We start from the raw sequence: 15,204 nt of genomic DNA, 5'->3' as shown, positions 1-15,204 counted from the left end.
CCTCCCCACGCGCCCCCCGCACCGCCGAACGCACGGTCCGCGTGCCAGCGGATCGCTGTAGGCGGACGCGACCCGCTCCACCCGGCCCGCCATCTCCGGAAGCCGACCGCGGCGAGCCGGGCGAGGACCGGCTCGCTACTTGATCAGCCGCGACAGCAGCCGGTCGGCGAGGATCCTGCCGTCGGTCTGGCAGGTGGGGCAGTACTGGAGCGTGGAGTCGTGGAAGACCACCTGGCGGATCGTGTCGCCGCAGACGGGGCACGCCTCTCCTGTGCGGCCGTGGACGCGCATGCCGAGCTTCTTCTCGCGCTTGAGGTCGGCCGCGTGCAGGCCCTCGGCGCGGGCGAGCGCCTCCTCGAGTGTGTAGCGGAGGGCCGCGTAGAGGCGGTCCAGCTCGTCGGCGGTGAGCGCGGCGGGCTTGAAGGGCGACATGCGCGCCACGTGGAGGATCTCGTCGGAGTAGGCGTTGCCGATGCCGGCGATGCGGGACTGGTCGCGGAGGACACCCTTCACCTGCGCCCGGCCCGCCGTGGCGAGGATCGCGCCGAGGATCTCCTCGGTGAACTCCGGGTCCAGCGGATCGGGACCCAGCCGGGCGACGCCCGGGACGTCGAGCGGATCGGCGACGATCGAGAGCGCGAGGCTCTTCTTGGTGCCGGCCTCCGTCACGTCGAGTCCCGACCCGTCGTCGAGGACCAGCCGGGCGGCGAGCGGGCCCCGGCCGGGCTTCGCCGGAGCCGTCGGCCGGTCGGGCCGCCAGCGGACCCAGCCGGCGCGGGCGAGGTGCAGGAGGACGTGGGCCTCGCCGACTGCGATGTCGAGGAACTTGCCGTGCCGCGATACTCCGTGGACGGTCTCGCCGGACAGAGCCGACGGCGGGATGGCGACGGTCTTGAGCGCGGAGATCGCGAACACGTCGAGCCGCTCGAGGACGCGTCCGCCCAGGCGCGCGTCGAGATCGAGGGCGAGGGCCTGGACCTCGGGGAGTTCGGGCATGCGACCACCCTGGCCCGCGGGTCCCGCACCGTCCACCCCTGGCGGAGGGGACGGCAGCGGGTCAGTCGCCGAAGCGCGTCGCCGCGACCTTCCGCAGGAACAGCTCGTGGAACCGGTAGTCGCCGGTGATCTCGGGATGGAACGCCGTCCCGAGGAGGTTGCCCTGCTCGACCGCGACCACCCGCCCGTCGGCGACACTGGCGAGCGCGGTCGCCCGCTCGCCCAGCTCCTCCACGACCGGTGCGCGGATGAAGACCGCGTGCACCGGCGGATCGCCGATGGCCGGCACGTCGAGATCGGTCTCGAAGGAGTCGAGCTGGTTGCCGAACGCGTTCCTCCGGACCGACACGTCCAGGCCGCCGAAGCTGCTCTGGCCGTCGATGCGGTCGAGGACCCGGTCGGCGAGCATGATCAGCCCGGCGCAGGTCCCGTAGACGGGCATCCCCGCACTGATCGCCTCGACGACCGGCTCCGCGAGGCCGAAGAGGCGCGACAGCTTGTCCATCACCGTGGACTCGCCGCCCGGGATGACCAGCCCCGCGACGGTGGCGAGCTCCTCCGGGCGTCGCACCAGCACCACCTCGGCGCCCAGCTCGCGCAGGACGTGCGCGTGCTCGCGGAAGTCGCCCTGCAGCGCGAGGACCCCGACGCGGAGCCCCTCGAGGGACTCCCGCGTCGATCCTGCGCCGGCGAGCGGCGCGTCGGCGCTACCAGCCACGCTCGGCGAGGCGGTGCGGCGCGGGCACGTCGGCCACGTTGATGCCGACCATCGCCTCGCCCAGGCCGCGCGAGGCCTCCGCGACGACCTTCGCGTCGTCGAAGAAGGTGGTCGCCTTCACGATCGCGGCCGCGCGCTTGGCGGGCTCGCCCGACTTGAAGACGCCGGAGCCGACGAACACGCCGTCGGCGCCCAGCTGCATCATCAGCGCCGCGTCGGCCGGGGTCGCGACCCCGCCGGCGGTGAAGAGGACGACGGGGAGCTTGCCGGTCCGGGCGATCTCGACGACCAGGTCGTAGGGGGCCTGCAGCTCCTTGGCGGCGACGTAGAGCTCGTCCTTGGTCATCGCCTTCAGGCGGTTGACCTCGCCGGAGATCGTGCGGATGTGCTTGGTCGCCTCGGAGACGTCGCCGGTGCCGGCCTCGCCCTTCGAGCGGATCATCGCTGCGCCCTCGGTGATGCGGCGCAGCGCCTCGCCCAGGTTGGTCGCTCCGCAGACGAAGGGGACGGTGAAGTTCCACTTGTCGATGTGGTTCACGTAGTCGGCGGGCGAGAGGACCTCGGACTCGTCGATGTAGTCGACGCCGAGCTCCTGCAGGATCTGCGCCTCGACGAAGTGGCCGATGCGCGCCTTCGCCATGACGGGGATCGACACGGCGGAGACGATGCCGTCGATCAGGTCGGGGTCGCTCATGCGTGCGACGCCGCCCTGCGAGCGGATGTCGGCGGGGACGCGCTCGAGCGCCATGACGGCGACCGCGCCGGCGTCCTCCGCGATGCGGGCCTGATCGGCGTCGACGACGTCCATGATGACGCCGCCCTTGAGCATCTCGGCGAGACCGCGCTTGACGCGGCTCGAGCCGAACTGCTCGGGAGCGGACGAGGACGGAGTGGAGGTATCGGTCATGTTCGCGAGTCCTGTTCTGTGCGGCGACTTCCGCCGACGGCAGCTCCGAGTCTACGAGACGGCGCCTACCGCCCGCGGCGCTGGACAGGGGGCCGGGCGGCGGTCTAGAGGCTCGGCCAGGCCGCCGCGAGGCTCGCCCGCACGTCGCCGAGCAGCTGCGGGAGCGCCTTGGTGCGGGCGATGATCGGGAAGAAGTTCGCATCGGTCGCCCAGCGCGGGACCACGTGCTGGTGCAGGTGCGCGGCGATCCCCGCTCCCGCGACCGCGCCCTGGTTCATCCCGAGGTTGAAGCCGTCGTTGTTCGAGACCGAGCGGACGACGCGCATCGCCGTCTGCGTGAGCGCTCCGATCTCGGCCACTTCCTCGGGAGTGGCCTCGTCGTAGAGCGGGATGTGCCGGTACGGGCAGACCAGGAGGTGGCCGGAGTTGTACGGGAACAGGTTCAGCAGGACGTAGGCGTGCTCCCCGCGGGCGACGATGAGGGCCTCCTCGTCGCTCAGCGTCGGCGCCACGCAGAAGGGGCAGTCGTCGGCTCCGGGCTGCCCCTTCTGGATGTAGACCATCCGGTGCGGCGTCCACAGGCGCTGGAACTCGTCGGGAACCCCGGCGAGGTGCGCCGAGCCCTCCGCCCCCTCGGGCACGCAGCCGTCGCTCACGCTCAGACCTGCGCCTTCGAGGCGACGGCCTCGCGGATGCGCGCGACGGCGTCGGCGACCGGGATCCCGTTCTCCTGCGTGCCGTCTCGGAAGCGGAAGCTGACGGCTCCGGCGTCGCGGTCCTTCTCCCCCACGATCATCTGGAAGGGCACCTTCTGCAGCGTGGCGTTGCGGATCTTCTTCTGCATCCGGTCGCTGGAGTAGTCGATCTCGGCGCGGATGCCCGACCGCTTGAGCTCGCCGACGACCTCTTCGAGGTAGGGCAGGTACTCGTCGGCGATCGGGATGCCCACGACCTGGACCGGCGACAGCCAGACCGGGAACGCACCGGCGTAGTGCTCGGTGAGGATCGCGAAGAAGCGCTCGATGGAGCCGAAGAGCGCGCGATGAATCATCACGGGCCGCTTCTTCGAGCCGTCCGAGGCCGTGTACTCGAGCTCGAAGCGCTCGGGCTGGTTGAAGTCGAGCTGGATGGTCGACATCTGCCAGGTGCGGCCGATGGCGTCGCGCGCCTGCACCGAGATCTTCGGACCGTAGAACGCCGCTCCTCCCGGATCCGGCACCAGCTCGAGACCGGAGGCGACGGCGACCGCGCGCAGCGACTCGATCGCCTCCTCCCACTGCTCGGGCGCACCGACGAACTTCGGGTTGCCCTCCTCGTTCGTGGACAGCTCGAGGTAGAAGTCGTCGAGGCCGTAGTCGCGCAGCACCTGCAGCACGAACTCGAGGTTGCGGGTCAGCTCGGCCGACACGTCCTCCTGCGCGACGTAGATGTGGGCGTCGTCCTGGGTCAGGCCGCGCACGCGGGTGAGGCCCTGCAGGGTGCCGCTCTTCTCGTAGCGGTACACGGTGCCGAACTCGGCCAGGCGCAGCGGGAGCTCGCGGTAGCTGCGGCCGCGCGAGCGGAAGATCAGGTTGTGGAACGGGCAGTTCATGGGCTTGAGGTAGTAGTCCTGGCCCTGGCGGGTGACGTTGCCGTCCTCGTCCTGCAGCTCGTCGAGGTGCATCGGGGGGAACATCCCCTCGGAGTACCACTGCAGGTGCCCGCTCGTGAGGAACAGGTCGCCCTTGGTGATGTGCGGCGTGTAGACGAGCTCGTAGTCGTGGGCGAGCAGCTGCTCGCGCATGTACTGCTCGATCTCGTAGCGGATGATCCCGCCCTTGGGGTGGAAGACCGCGAGGCCGGAGCCGATCTCGTCCGGGAAGGAGAACAGGTCGAGCTCGTGGCCGAGCTTGCGGTGGTCGCGGCGCGCCGCCTCCTCGAGGCGGGCCTGGTGCTCGCGAAGCTCGTCCTTCGTGGGCCACGCGGTGCCGTAGACGCGCTGCAGCTGCGGGTTCTTCTCCGAGCCGCGCCAGTAGGCGGCAGCGTTGCGGGTCAGGGCGTAGCCGTTGCCGATCATGCGGGTGTTCGGCAGATGCGGGCCGCGGCAGAGGTCCTTCCAGACCGTCTCGCCGGAACGCGGGTCGACGTTGTCGTAGATGGTGAGCTCGGCGCCGCCGACCTCGACGCTCTCGTCCTCGGCTCCCCCGCCCTTGATCCCGATCAGCTCGAGCTTGTAGGGCTCGCCGGCGAGCTCGGCGCGCGCCTCCTCCTCGGAGACGACGCGGCGCACGAACCGCTGGCCCTGGCGGACGATGCGGTCCATCGCCTTCTCGAGCGCCTTCATCGCCTCGGGCGTGAAGGGCTCCTCGACGTCGAAGTCGTAGTAGAAGCCGTCGGTGACGGGCGGGCCGATGCCCAGCTTCGCCTCCGGGTTGATCTGCTGCACCGCCTGCGCGAGCACGTGGGCCGCGGAGTGGCGGAGGATGTTCAGCCCGTCCGGCGAGGAGATGAGCACCGGCTCGATGCGGTCGCCCGGCACGACGTCGGCGGCGAGGTCCTTGAGCTCCCCGTTGACGCGGATCGCGACCACGGCCCGGTCGGTGAAGTGCGTGAATCCCGTGCCCGCCTCGGTGACGACCGAGTGGGACTCGTTCTCTGCGGGATTCGACGGTTCGTTCGACACGTGCGGGCACTCCTCGGGCTCGGTTGACCCCTCGACTGTAGTCGGCGGCGGCCTCTACCCGAGCGCGTCGAGCACGCGGACGCCGAGCGCGCGCAGAGCGGAGGCGAGCTCGTCCCGGTCGGCGCCGGGGAGCACGAGCGAGCTGCGCTCGAGCTGGTGCAGGAGGACCTCCTCCAGGCCGGGCGGCAGGGAGTCCACGGCGAGCGCCCCCTCGAGTGCGGCGAGCACGGCGACGACGGCCACCGCGTCGCGTGCCGCGAGTCTGCGTGCGCTGATCTCCATGCGTCTCCGTCCGTGTCGTCCGACCCCGTCACCCTGCCGACAGGACGTGCCCCGGAGAGGGGCGCGGGGGCGACCGGTGCGCAATCCGTCCAGGTGGCATCCTGGTCCGATGGGTGCCGGTCCTGCGCTGCAGCGCTTCACGCGCTCCGGGGCCGACCTGGAGGAGGCGCGGCGCTTCTACTCGGACGGCTACGGCGGGTCGGGATTCCGGACGGAACCGGTCGAGCGGCCCTTCTCCTTCCGCTACGACGTCTCCGGGAGCGAGGGCGTGAGCCTGCGGACGTCTGTTTTCCGGGGCTCCGTGTCCGGGGGGCTGCGTCCGGCGGGCGAGTACGTCGTCTCGTGGTTCCTCTCCGGCACGAGCGTGGTGGACCCGGAGGGCGATCGGATCGTCCACCTGCCGGGGCGGCCGGTCGTGTTCCCCAGCGCGCGTCCGTTCGAGTTCGTCAGCCGCGACTTCCAGCAGCGGCTCGTGCACGTGGCCGCCGGCCTCCTCGAGCAGGTCGCGTCCGAGGCCGGCGACGGCGTGCCGCTGCCGCTCGTCTTCGACCACCGCTCGATCGCCTCCGCGTCGGCACTCCCGGGCTGGTGGCGGGCGGTCGACGACTTCGCGGGCGTCCTCCGGTCGGGGCGCGAGGCGACAGCGCTGCAGCTCGTGGCGGCCGAGCGCGGCGTCGCTCTGCACCTGCTCGCGACCTTCGCGCACCGGCCGGTCGTCGTTCCGGCGCAGGTGCTGCGGCCGGGGCTCGAGCACCTGCTGCGTGCCGCCGAGTTCCTGCACGCGTTCGCCGCGTCGCCCGTCACCGTGTCCGACATCGCGACAGCGGCGGGGCTCACTCCGCGGGCGCTGCAGGCCGCGTTCCGGAGGCACTTCGGCGACACTCCGCTCGGCTACCTGCGCGGCGTGCGTCTCGACCGGGCGCGCGTCGAGCTGCGCGAGGGCGCTCCGGGCGAGGAGACCGTGCGCGCCGTCTCCGCGCGCTGGGGCTTCCTCAACCAGGGCCGCTTCTCGGGGGCGTACCACCGCCGCTTCGGCGAGTACCCGGTGGAGACCCTGCGCCGCTGACGCTCAGGCGCCGGGAGCGAGATCGCGGGCGTAGCAGACCGAGTGCTCGGACCCGATGTAGGCGCCGAACGGCGGGATGGCGTGGTAGCCCTCCCGGAGGTAGAACCGCATCGCGTCGGGCTGGAGCGTCCCGGTCTCCAGCACCAGGCGCGTCGTGCCCAGAGCGGCCGCCCGCGCCTCGAGCGCGCGCAGGACGGCCGTGGCCGCTCCGGTGCCGCGGGCGGCGCGGTCGGCGAACATCCGCTTCACCTCGATCGCCCCCGGTCCGAGGACGTCGTCGTCGAGAGGCCGCAGTCCGCCGCAGGCCACCGCCGTGCCGCTCGCGTCGCGGGCGACGAGGAAGACGGGCACGTCGTCGGCCGAGGGCGGCGTGCCGGGCTCGTGGTCGTCGTTGCCGTAACGCTCGTCGAGCTCGCACCGCTGCGCGTCGCGCAGACGCTCGGCGTCCGGGTGGGTCCACGCCACCTCGTCGATGGTCCAGCTCATGAGGGCTCCTCCCGGCCGCGCGGCGGGCACGGCCGAGGCCATTCTGCCGCGCCAGCCCCCTCCGGCCGGCCCGGTGGCAACCCCTTCCGCGCCGGACCGCAGCGGGCGTCGACTGGAGGCCCACCGACGAAAGGACTCACCGTGCTCTCCGACTCCCCCATCGGCCCCGTTCTGCTCTCCCGCGACCTCGCCGCCTCCCGCGCCTTCTACGCCGGCTCCCTGGGACTGAAGGTCCTCGAGGAGAGCGAGTCGGCGATCGCCTACTCCTGCGGCGGCACGCGGCTCACCGTCACCGCCAGCACCACGGGCTCGAAGGACGAGCAGACCAAGGCCGCCTGGCGGGTGGCCGACCTGCGCGCCGAGCTGGACGCGCTGGCGGCTCGGGGCGTGGCTCCGGAGGACTACGACAGCGACGAGCTGCGCACCGAGAACGGCGTGGCCGACCGCGGCAGCGTCTGGGCGTCCTGGATCCTCGATCCCGACGGGAACGCGCTCGGCATCGAGCAGCCCAAGAGCTGATCGGCGCCGCTCTAGACTCGCCCCATGCCCGACGACTCCGCTCCGCTGCCCGCGCCCGGGTGGTACCCGCATCCGGCCGACCTCGGCTCGGAGCTCTACTGGGACGGCGCGGCGTGGACGGACCGGTCCCGCCCGTCCTCCTCGGCGCCCGCTCCCGCCTACGGCACGCCCCCGGGCGCTCCGGAGCAGGAGCTGTACGCCTATCCGTCCGCCCCGTCCTCCGCGGCGGGCCGCAACCCCATGGCGATCGCGAGCCTCGTGCTCGGCGTCCTGAGCCTGCTGATCAATCCGCTGCTGATCCCCTCGATCCTCGCCGTCGTCTTCTCGGCGAAGGGCCGGGCGGCCGCACCGCTCGTCGGAGGCGGTCGCGGGCTCGCGACGGCCGGACTCGTCACCGGGATCCTCGGTCTGGTGTCGGGCGTCTTCACCATCGTCGGCAACCTCTCGGCCGGGGTCCCCGGCCTGACCGGCTGACCGGGGTGCCGCGGCCCTCGACGCCCCGATGACCGCGCGCCGGAGCGCTCCCTGGCTCCTCGTCGTGGCGGTCGCCCTGGTCGCGCTGGTCCTGCGCGGTCCGATCGTCGCCGTCGCGCCCATCATCGACGCGGTGCGCGAGGACCTCGCGCTGTCCGCGGGCCAGGCGGGGATCCTCACCAGCATCCCCGTGCTCTGCTTCGCCCTGGCGACTCCGCTCGCCCTCCTGGTGATCCGCCGCGCGGGACCCGACGCCGCCGTGACCGTCACGGTGATCGGCGTCGCGCTCGGCACGATCGTCCGATCGATCGGCGACGTGGGACCGGCCGTGGCGGGCACCATCCTGATCGGCGTCTCCATCACGATCGGCAACGTCGTCCTCCCCGTCGTGATCCGGCGGGACGTCGCTCCCGAGCGCGTCGACCTCACGACGGGCGTCTACACCGCGGCCCTCAATATCGGCTCGACGATCACCTCGCTCGGCACCGCTCCGCTCGCTCTAACCCTCGGCTGGCGCGGCGCCCTGCTCGTCTGGCTCGCCCTCAACGCCCTCGCTCTGGCCGGCTGGCTCGTGGCCGTGGGGCCTCGGGCGGCCCTGCGTCCGACTCCCCGCCCGTCCCGCGCCGACCGCGCACCGGCCGCACCGGCTCCGCGGATCTTCCGCAGCGCGACCGTGCTGGCGCTCGCGCTCTGCTTCTCGAGCCAGGCGTTCTCGTACTACGGAGTGACGGCGTGGCTCCCCTCGCTGCTCGTCGACCGCAACGGCTTCTCGATCGCGACCGCGGGCGCGAGCGCCTCGGTGTTCCAGCTCGCCGCGGTCGCCGGCGCCCTCGGCGTCCCGCTCCTGGTCCGCAGGCTCGGACCGCTGGGGAGCATCGTGCTCGTCGGCCTCCTCTGGTGCACGGTGCCGGCGGGGCTGCTGCTCGCCCCGCAGCTCTGGGCGCTCTGGTGCGTGCTGGGCGGCGCGGCCCAGGGCGGAGGATTCACGGTGGTCTTCGTGCTCGTCGTGCGGCTCTCCCGCTCCGACGCCCACGCGTCGCGGCTCTCGGCCACGGTGCAGGGGATCGGCTACGCCGTGGCCGCCACCGCCCCGACCGTCATCGGCTTCGCGCACGACGCGAGCGGCGGCTGGGAGGCTCCCCTGCTGACCGTCCTCGCCGCGACCTGCTCCTTCCTCCTCTTCGGCACACTCGCCGCTGCGCGCCAGCGCCGGGCCTGACCCGCGACACGACCGGCCGCGCCGTCAAGGGGGCCGTCCGACGACTGTCGGCCCCGTAGCGTGTCCGCATGGCCGAGCAGAGCACGACCCGCGAGAAGACAGCGCCCGATCCCGACGATTCCCGGAAGCCCGACGACGTCACCGACATCACCAGGCGCTCCTGGTTCTACGTCCTCAAGAAGACGGCTCGCGAGTTCGGCGCGGACCAGTGCACCGACCTCGCCGCCGCGCTCACCTACTACGCCGTGCTCGCGCTCTTCCCCGCCCTGCTCGCGATCGTGTCGGTGCTGGGGCTCTTCGGCCAGGCGCAGGCCACCACCGATCTGGTCCTCGACCTGATCGGGAACCTCGCGTCGAGCGATGTCGTCGACCTGCTGCGCGACCCGATCCAGGCGCTGACCAGCTCCTCCGCCGCGGGTCTCGCCTTCGTGACCGGTGTCGTCGGAGCGATCTGGTCCGCCTCCGGCTACGTCGGCGCCTTCGGCCGGGCGATGAACCGCGTCTACCAGATCGACGAGGGGCGCCCCTTCTGGAAGCTCCGCCCGACGATGCTCGGCGTGACCGTGGTGACGGTCGTCCTGATCGTGATCGCGGCGCTCATCCTCGTGCTCAGCGGACCGGTCGCGACCGCCGTCGGCGACGTCGTGGGCCTCGGCCCCGCCGCCCTCACCGTGTGGAACATCGCGAAATGGCCGGTGCTCGTGGTCATCGCGATCGTGATCGTCGCGATCCTGTACTACTGGGCGCCCAACATCCGCCAGCCGAAGTTCCGCTGGATCAGCATCGGATCGATCGTCGCCCTGGCGATCTGGCTGATCGCCTCGACCGGCTTCGCGTTCTACGTGGCCAACTTCTCCAACTACAACAAGACCTACGGCTCGCTCGGCGCCGTGATCGTCTTCCTCCTCTGGATCTGGATCACCAACATCGCCCTGCTCTTCGGCGCGGAGTTCGACGCCGAGCTCGAGCGCGGACGCGAGCTGCAGGCGGGCATCGAGGCGGAGGAGACCATCCAGCTCCCCCCGCGCGACACCGCCGCGAGCGACAAGAAGGCGGCCGTGCACGAGAAGGACGTCCGCGACGGACGCTGGCTGCGCCTGGCGAGCGAGAACCGCAGCGACGAGGGCGCGGCCCAGGACGACGAGGCCGCGAAGAAGAAGTGACTCAGGACTCGGACGACCAGAGCGCGCGGTAGTAGGCCGCTCGCTCGTCGTCCGGATCCGCACCGTACTCCGCGAGGAGCAGCGGGGTGTGGCCGGGGCCGTAGTTCCAGCCGAGGCTGACCGCGGCGACCGCCAGATCCGCCCAGCGGTCGCCCACGCCCAGGTCGCCGACGTCGACCGTGCCGCTCCAGCGTCCGTCGTCGTCGACGAGCGTGTTCGGAGCGCACGCGTCGCCGTGCACCACGACGGGGTCCACGAGCTCCGGAGCCGCGCCGAGCGCCGACGGCCGGCGCGCGAACCAGGAGTCGCCGCGCAGCTCCTCGGGTACCGCGTCGACGGGGAGCGCGTGGACCGCCCGCAGGCCGGCCGCGATCGCGCGAACGGCCTCCTCCGGCCGGGCTGTCCACTTCGGATCGACGGCGCTCCGCCCGGGCAGCGGTGCGGTGAGGAGCCACTGCCCCTCGTCGTCCTCGCCCGCCTCCAGGATCCGGGGCACGTCGATCCGCCCCTCCAGCCAGCGCAGACGCGCGATCTCGCGACGGAGGTCGAGGCCCGTGGACCGGGGATTCCACTTCAGGTACCCGGCGTCCACGCGGAAGGTCAGCCCGTCGAGCTCGTTGCGCCAGACGAGCGCCGGATCGGTGCCGCCGTTCAGGCGCCTCGCCGGCGACGGGATCCGGACGCCCTCGAGCGAGGACTGCCGTGCGAGGTCGGGACCGCTCATGCCTCCAGGGTAGGCGCCCCGATCCTGAGAGGATCCGCATGCCGCGGACCGCGCCACCCGCCTCCTCCGAGCAGCGCGCCCTTACCCTGACGGGCGTGCCGGAGCAGCCGCCCGGCGCGATCCGGTGACGAGGGAGCCCCCGTGACGCAGAGCGACGACGACCGCGGTCCCGCGCAGCCCGACTTCTCGAAGGAGCAGGAGGGCTACCGTCCCGGGCTCAAGCCCCGGCAGCTGCAGATGATCGCCATCGGCGGCGCGATCGGCACCGGCCTCTTCCTCGGCGCGGGCGGCCGACTCGCCACCGCCGGTCCCTCGCTCGTCGTCGTGTACGCGGTCTGCGGCGTCTTCGCCTACCTGATCCTCCGCGCGCTCGGCGAGCTGGTCCTGCACCGGCCGAGCTCGGGCTCCTTCATCTCCTACGCCCGCGAGTTCCTGGGCGAGAAGGCCGCCTTCGTCGCCGGCTGGATGTACTTCCTGAACTGGGCGATGACCGCGATCGCCGACGTCACCGCGGTGGCCCTCTACGTGAAGTACTGGTCGCTCTTCTCCTCCGTGCCCCAGTGGCTCCTCGCACTCATCGCCCTGGTCGTCGTGCTCTCGCTGAACCTCGTCTCGGTCAAGGTCTTCGGGGAGCTGGAGTTCTGGTTCGCGCTGATCAAGGTCACGGCGCTGGTGGTCTTCCTGGTGATCGGCGTCGTCGTGCTCGCCGCGGGCTGGCCGCTGCAGTCCGGCGGCGTCGCCGTGGACCCCGGGATCAGCCTCTGGAACGACAACGGCGGCATCCTGCCCGGCGGCCTGATCGCCAGCGTCCTGGTCGTCCAGGGCGTGGTGTTCGCCTACTCCGGAGTCGAGCTTGTCGGCACGGCGGCGGGCGAGACCGCGGAGCCGGCGAAGGTCATCCCGCGCGCCATCAACTCGGTCATCCTGCGCATCGCCGTCTTCTACGTCGGCTCGGTGCTGCTGCTGACGCTGCTGCTGCCCTACACGGCCTACTCGAAGGGCGAGAGCCCGTTCGTCACGTTCTTCAGCTCGCTGGGCGACGGCTCCTCGGGCGAGATCGCCGGATCGATCATGAACTTCGTCGTGCTGACGGCCGCGCTCTCCAGCATCAACGCCGGGCTCTACTCGACCGGCCGCATCCTCCGCTCCATGGCGCTCAACGGCTCCGCCCCCGCCTTCACCGGCCGGATGAACAAGCAGGGCGTCCCCTACGGCGGCATCCTGCTCACGGCGAGCATCACCCTGATCGGGATCGTGCTGAACCTCTTCGTGCCGTCCGAGGCCTTCGAGATCGTCCTCAACGTCTCGGCGCTGGGCATCGTCACGGGCTGGGGCATGATCGTCCTCTGCCAGATGCAGCTGCAGCGCTGGGCGGCCCAGGGGCGCCTGGAGCGCCCGTCCTTCCGGATGCCCGGCGCCCCGGTGACCTCGTGGCTCACCCTGGCGTTCCTGGTGATCGTGGTGGTCCTCATCGCCGTCGACTTCCCGACCGGCACCTGGACCGTGGGGATCGTCGCGGTGGTCGGCGTGCCCGCCCTGATCGTGGGCTGGCACGTCGCGAAGCCGCGCATCCTGGCGATCGCGTCCGCCCGTGACGGCTTCACCGGCGCCCACCCCGTGATCGCCGCCCGTCCGGCCTCCGAGGCCAAGCGCGACGGGAACGAGCGGCGCCGCGAGTAGGGCGGGTCAGCGCCGGCGGAGGTAGCGCAGGAGCAGCGTGTCGCCGGCGCTGAGCACGTGCGCCAGGTGCTGCGGGCGCGGTCCGGGGACGTCGCCGCGGGCGAGCCTCCCGGAGTCCCCCGCCTCGAGCGTCGGAGCGACGGTCAGGCAGAGCTCGTCGACGGCGTCCGCGGCGAGGAGGGTCCCGAGCAGCGACGGACCGCCCTCGCAGTGGATCCTGCCGAGCCCCCGCTCCGCGAGCTGCGCCCGCATCCGCGTCGCGTCGAGCTCTGCGTCGCCGCAGACGAGCACGTCGGCGACCTCGGCGAGCTCCGCGCGGCGGCGGGCCGGCGAGGAGCCGGTGGTCACGACGATCGGGCGCACCGGCGCCTCGGTGAAGATCCGCGAGGCGGGATCGAGGTCGAGCGACCCCGAGACGATCGCGAAGACGGGCTGCGGGGCGAGCCCGGTGCCGAGCCGGGCTCGCACGGACTCGTCGCTCAGCACCATCGGACCGTAGCCCTCGGTCCGCACCGTGCCGGCCGCGACGAGCACGACGTCGGCGAGCCGGCGGAGCAGGTCGAACACGCGCAGGTCCGCCGCGCCCCCGAGATCGCCCGAGACGCCGTCGCGGGTGACCGCTCCGTCGACGCTCGCGACGAAGTTGACCCGGAGCCACTGCTCGCCCGCCCCGTCCGCGTAGAGGGCCAGCAGAGCCTCGTCGGACAGGTCCTGCCCGGCCGGCGACAGGCCGTCGATGCGGGCGCTCACGCCGCCGGCTCCGCGTTGTGGCGGAGGAAGACGGGCGCTCGCCAGCCCAGCACCGCCTCCGTCATCCGCACGGCGTCCACCGCCTGGCGCACGTCGTGCATGCGCACGATCCGCGCACCGTTCAGGATGCAGATCACCGCGGCGGCGAGGGAGCCCTCGAGGCGCTCCCCCTGCGGCCGGTCCAGCGCCTCGCCGATGAAGTCCTTGTTGGAGACCGCGGCGAGCACCGGGAAGCCGAGCGCGGCCACCTCGCCCAGCCGGCGGGTGAGCTCGAGCGTGTGCAGGGTGTTCTTGTTCAGGTCGTGACCCGGATCGACGATGATCCTCCCGGCAGGCACTCCACCCGAGAGCGCGCGATCGACGCGGCTCCGCAGGTGGTCGACCACCGTCGCCACGACGTCGTCGTACTCGGGTCTCTCCGGCTCGCTGCGGGGGGCGCCCACGCTATGGGTGATGACGAGCTGGGCGGAGGAGGAGGCGACGACCTCGAGCATCCGGGGATCGTGCAGCCCGCTCGTGTCGTTGATGACGGAGGCGCCCGCGGCGATGCTCGCGCGCGCGACCTCGGCGCTCGTCGTGTCCACCGAGACGACCACGTCGCTCCGCTCCGCGATGCCCGCCACGACGGGGACGACCCGGTCGAGCTCCTCCTGGAGCGTGACAGCGGGGCCGCGGCCGAACGGCACTCCGCCGATGTCCACCCAGTCGGCGCCGAGCTCCGCGGCGCGCACGGCGGCCGCGATGGCGCTGTCCAGGGCGAAGGTGGAGCCCTTGTCGTAGAAGGAGTCGGGTGTGCGGTTCACGACCGCCATCACGGCCACCTGCCGCTCGAAGTCGAACTCTCGTCCGCCGATGTGCCGCGTGGTCATGGGCGCGTCCCTCCCGCTCGGAGCGCCGGGAGAAGGCCGGCGCCGCTCACCCTAGACGAGCGGAGTCGGCGGAGGCTGGAGCGGGCCGCCCTCGAGCAGCGCCTGGAAGAGGACGTGGTCCTGCCACTCCCCGGCGATCCGCAGGTAGCGCCGCGCGACGCCGATCCGCTCGAAGCCGTTGCGCTGCAGCACGGTCTGCGATCCGACGTTGTGGAGGAGCGTCCCGGCCTGCACGCGGTGCAGCCCCAGATCCTCCCGCGCGGTGCGCAGGACGGCTCCGACCGCGCGGGTCATCACGCCGCGGCCCTGCAGACCGCTGTCGAGCCAGTAGCCGAGATCGCCGCTGTCGAAGGCGCCGCGGACGATGTTCGCGAGAGTCAGCCGACCGACGATCACGCCGCCCGCGTCGAGGACGAGCGGGAGGACGCTGCCGGCCCGGTGCGCGGCGAGTGCGTCGGCGACGGCGTCGGTCTGGCCCCCCGCCTCGAAGAAGCGGGTCGAGCGCGTCGGCTCCCAGGGCGCGAGGTGCCGGCGGTTGCGCCGGTACGCGGCGGCGAGGGCAGGTCCGTCGTCCCGCGAGACGAGCCGCAGGAGGGTGCCCTGGTCGTCGACGGGGATCGGGGCGGGCATCCTGCGAGGGTAGCGCCGGAGCCGGGAACGACAGAACCCCCGGCCAGGGGCCGGGGGTT

Annotated in this window: 17 protein-coding genes; 6 read left to right on the top strand and 11 right to left on the bottom strand. The window is 72.4% G+C overall.

Features of this window, described 5'->3' with window-relative positions; translation table 11 throughout:
* Positions 1–135: 135 nt before the first annotated feature.
* From C5C56_RS00760 to C5C56_RS00735, 6 genes are all read right to left on the bottom strand, one after another.
* Positions 136–996 carry an Fpg/Nei family DNA glycosylase gene (locus tag C5C56_RS00760; RefSeq protein WP_104318971.1) on the bottom strand — a complete coding sequence of 287 codons (861 nt, stop codon included), beginning with the start codon at positions 994–996 and terminating at the stop codon, positions 136–138.
* Positions 997–1,057: 61 nt separating this feature from the next.
* Positions 1,058–1,630, bottom strand: a complete 573-nt coding sequence (pdxT, locus tag C5C56_RS00755; RefSeq protein WP_244229657.1) for a pyridoxal 5'-phosphate synthase glutaminase subunit PdxT — start codon at positions 1,628–1,630, stop codon at positions 1,058–1,060.
* A 73-nt stretch (positions 1,631–1,703) separates the two neighbouring features.
* On the bottom strand, positions 1,704–2,621 hold the full coding sequence (gene pdxS, locus C5C56_RS00750) for a pyridoxal 5'-phosphate synthase lyase subunit PdxS (protein WP_104318970.1): 918 nt from the start codon (positions 2,619–2,621) through the stop codon (positions 1,704–1,706).
* 104 nt (positions 2,622–2,725) lie between these two features.
* Complete coding sequence (locus C5C56_RS00745; protein ID WP_244230646.1) at positions 2,726–3,277, bottom strand: HIT domain-containing protein; 552 nt, start codon at positions 3,275–3,277, stop codon at positions 2,726–2,728.
* Between the two features lie 2 nt (positions 3,278–3,279).
* Entirely contained in the window at positions 3,280–5,190 is a 1,911-nt protein-coding gene (gene thrS, locus C5C56_RS00740; RefSeq protein ID WP_244230674.1) for a threonine--tRNA ligase, read from the bottom strand.
* Positions 5,191–5,337: 147 nt separating this feature from the next.
* Positions 5,338–5,565 (bottom strand): hypothetical protein, encoded by a 228-nt coding sequence (locus C5C56_RS00735; protein WP_104224631.1) that lies wholly within the window; start codon positions 5,563–5,565, stop codon positions 5,338–5,340.
* A gap of 109 nt (positions 5,566–5,674) precedes the next feature.
* Here C5C56_RS00735 and C5C56_RS00730 point away from each other — a divergent pair, with 109 nt between their 5' ends.
* The gene (locus C5C56_RS00730) at positions 5,675–6,631 is read left to right on the top strand and encodes an AraC family transcriptional regulator (RefSeq protein ID WP_104327523.1); all 957 of its coding nucleotides are present in this window, start codon (positions 5,675–5,677) and stop codon (positions 6,629–6,631) included.
* Between the two features lie 3 nt (positions 6,632–6,634).
* On the opposite strand, the gene C5C56_RS00725 is transcribed toward C5C56_RS00730, so the two are convergent.
* Positions 6,635–7,117, bottom strand: a complete 483-nt coding sequence (locus C5C56_RS00725) for a GNAT family N-acetyltransferase (protein WP_104225442.1) — start codon at positions 7,115–7,117, stop codon at positions 6,635–6,637.
* A gap of 141 nt (positions 7,118–7,258) precedes the next feature.
* Between C5C56_RS00725 and C5C56_RS17700 the strand changes: the two genes are divergently transcribed.
* The 4 genes from C5C56_RS17700 (at position 7,259) to C5C56_RS00705 (ending at position 10,492) form a co-directional block, all read left to right on the top strand.
* Positions 7,259–7,636, top strand: coding sequence for a VOC family protein (locus C5C56_RS17700; protein WP_104246766.1), 378 nt, complete (start codon positions 7,259–7,261; stop codon positions 7,634–7,636).
* 24 nt (positions 7,637–7,660) lie between these two features.
* On the top strand, positions 7,661–8,110 hold the full coding sequence (locus C5C56_RS00715; protein ID WP_104267377.1) for a DUF2510 domain-containing protein: 450 nt from the start codon (positions 7,661–7,663) through the stop codon (positions 8,108–8,110).
* Between the two features lie 28 nt (positions 8,111–8,138).
* On the top strand, positions 8,139–9,329 hold the full coding sequence (locus C5C56_RS00710; protein ID WP_104269504.1) for a CynX/NimT family MFS transporter: 1,191 nt from the start codon (positions 8,139–8,141) through the stop codon (positions 9,327–9,329).
* A 68-nt stretch (positions 9,330–9,397) separates the two neighbouring features.
* Positions 9,398–10,492 (top strand): YihY/virulence factor BrkB family protein, encoded by a 1,095-nt coding sequence (locus C5C56_RS00705; protein ID WP_104318969.1) that lies wholly within the window; start codon positions 9,398–9,400, stop codon positions 10,490–10,492.
* 1 nt (position 10,493) lies between these two features.
* Here C5C56_RS00705 and C5C56_RS00700 read toward each other — a convergent pair whose 3' ends face one another.
* Positions 10,494–11,216 carry an aminoglycoside 3'-phosphotransferase gene (locus C5C56_RS00700; RefSeq protein ID WP_104318968.1) on the bottom strand — a complete coding sequence of 241 codons (723 nt, stop codon included), beginning with the start codon at positions 11,214–11,216 and terminating at the stop codon, positions 10,494–10,496.
* Positions 11,217–11,357: 141 nt separating this feature from the next.
* Here C5C56_RS00700 and C5C56_RS00695 point away from each other — a divergent pair, with 141 nt between their 5' ends.
* Positions 11,358–12,896, top strand: a complete 1,539-nt coding sequence (locus C5C56_RS00695) for an amino acid permease (RefSeq protein WP_258065531.1) — start codon at positions 11,358–11,360, stop codon at positions 12,894–12,896.
* Positions 12,897–12,902: 6 nt separating this feature from the next.
* Here the strand turns inward: C5C56_RS00695 and C5C56_RS00690 are convergent, their stop codons facing one another.
* The 3 genes from C5C56_RS00690 to C5C56_RS00680 are packed head-to-tail and all read right to left on the bottom strand — an operon-like array spanning position 12,903 to position 15,145.
* Entirely contained in the window at positions 12,903–13,646 is a 744-nt protein-coding gene (locus C5C56_RS00690; protein WP_104318967.1) for a pyrimidine reductase family protein, read from the bottom strand.
* A complete protein-coding gene (gene folP / locus C5C56_RS00685; protein WP_104318966.1) occupies positions 13,643–14,515 on the bottom strand; it encodes a dihydropteroate synthase in 873 nt (290 codons plus the stop codon). The genes C5C56_RS00690 and folP overlap by 4 nt, the downstream gene beginning before the upstream one ends.
* 51 nt (positions 14,516–14,566) lie before the next feature.
* Positions 14,567–15,145, bottom strand: coding sequence for a GNAT family N-acetyltransferase (locus C5C56_RS00680; RefSeq protein ID WP_104225349.1), 579 nt, complete (start codon positions 15,143–15,145; stop codon positions 14,567–14,569).
* Positions 15,146–15,204: the final 59 nt, after the last annotated feature.

Origin of the sequence: Rathayibacter sp. AY1D1 (genome assembly GCF_002932635.1) — a bacterium.
Classification (GTDB): Bacteria; Actinomycetota; Actinomycetes; order Actinomycetales; family Microbacteriaceae; genus Rathayibacter.
This window is presented reverse-complemented; position numbering and strand designations above follow the sequence as displayed.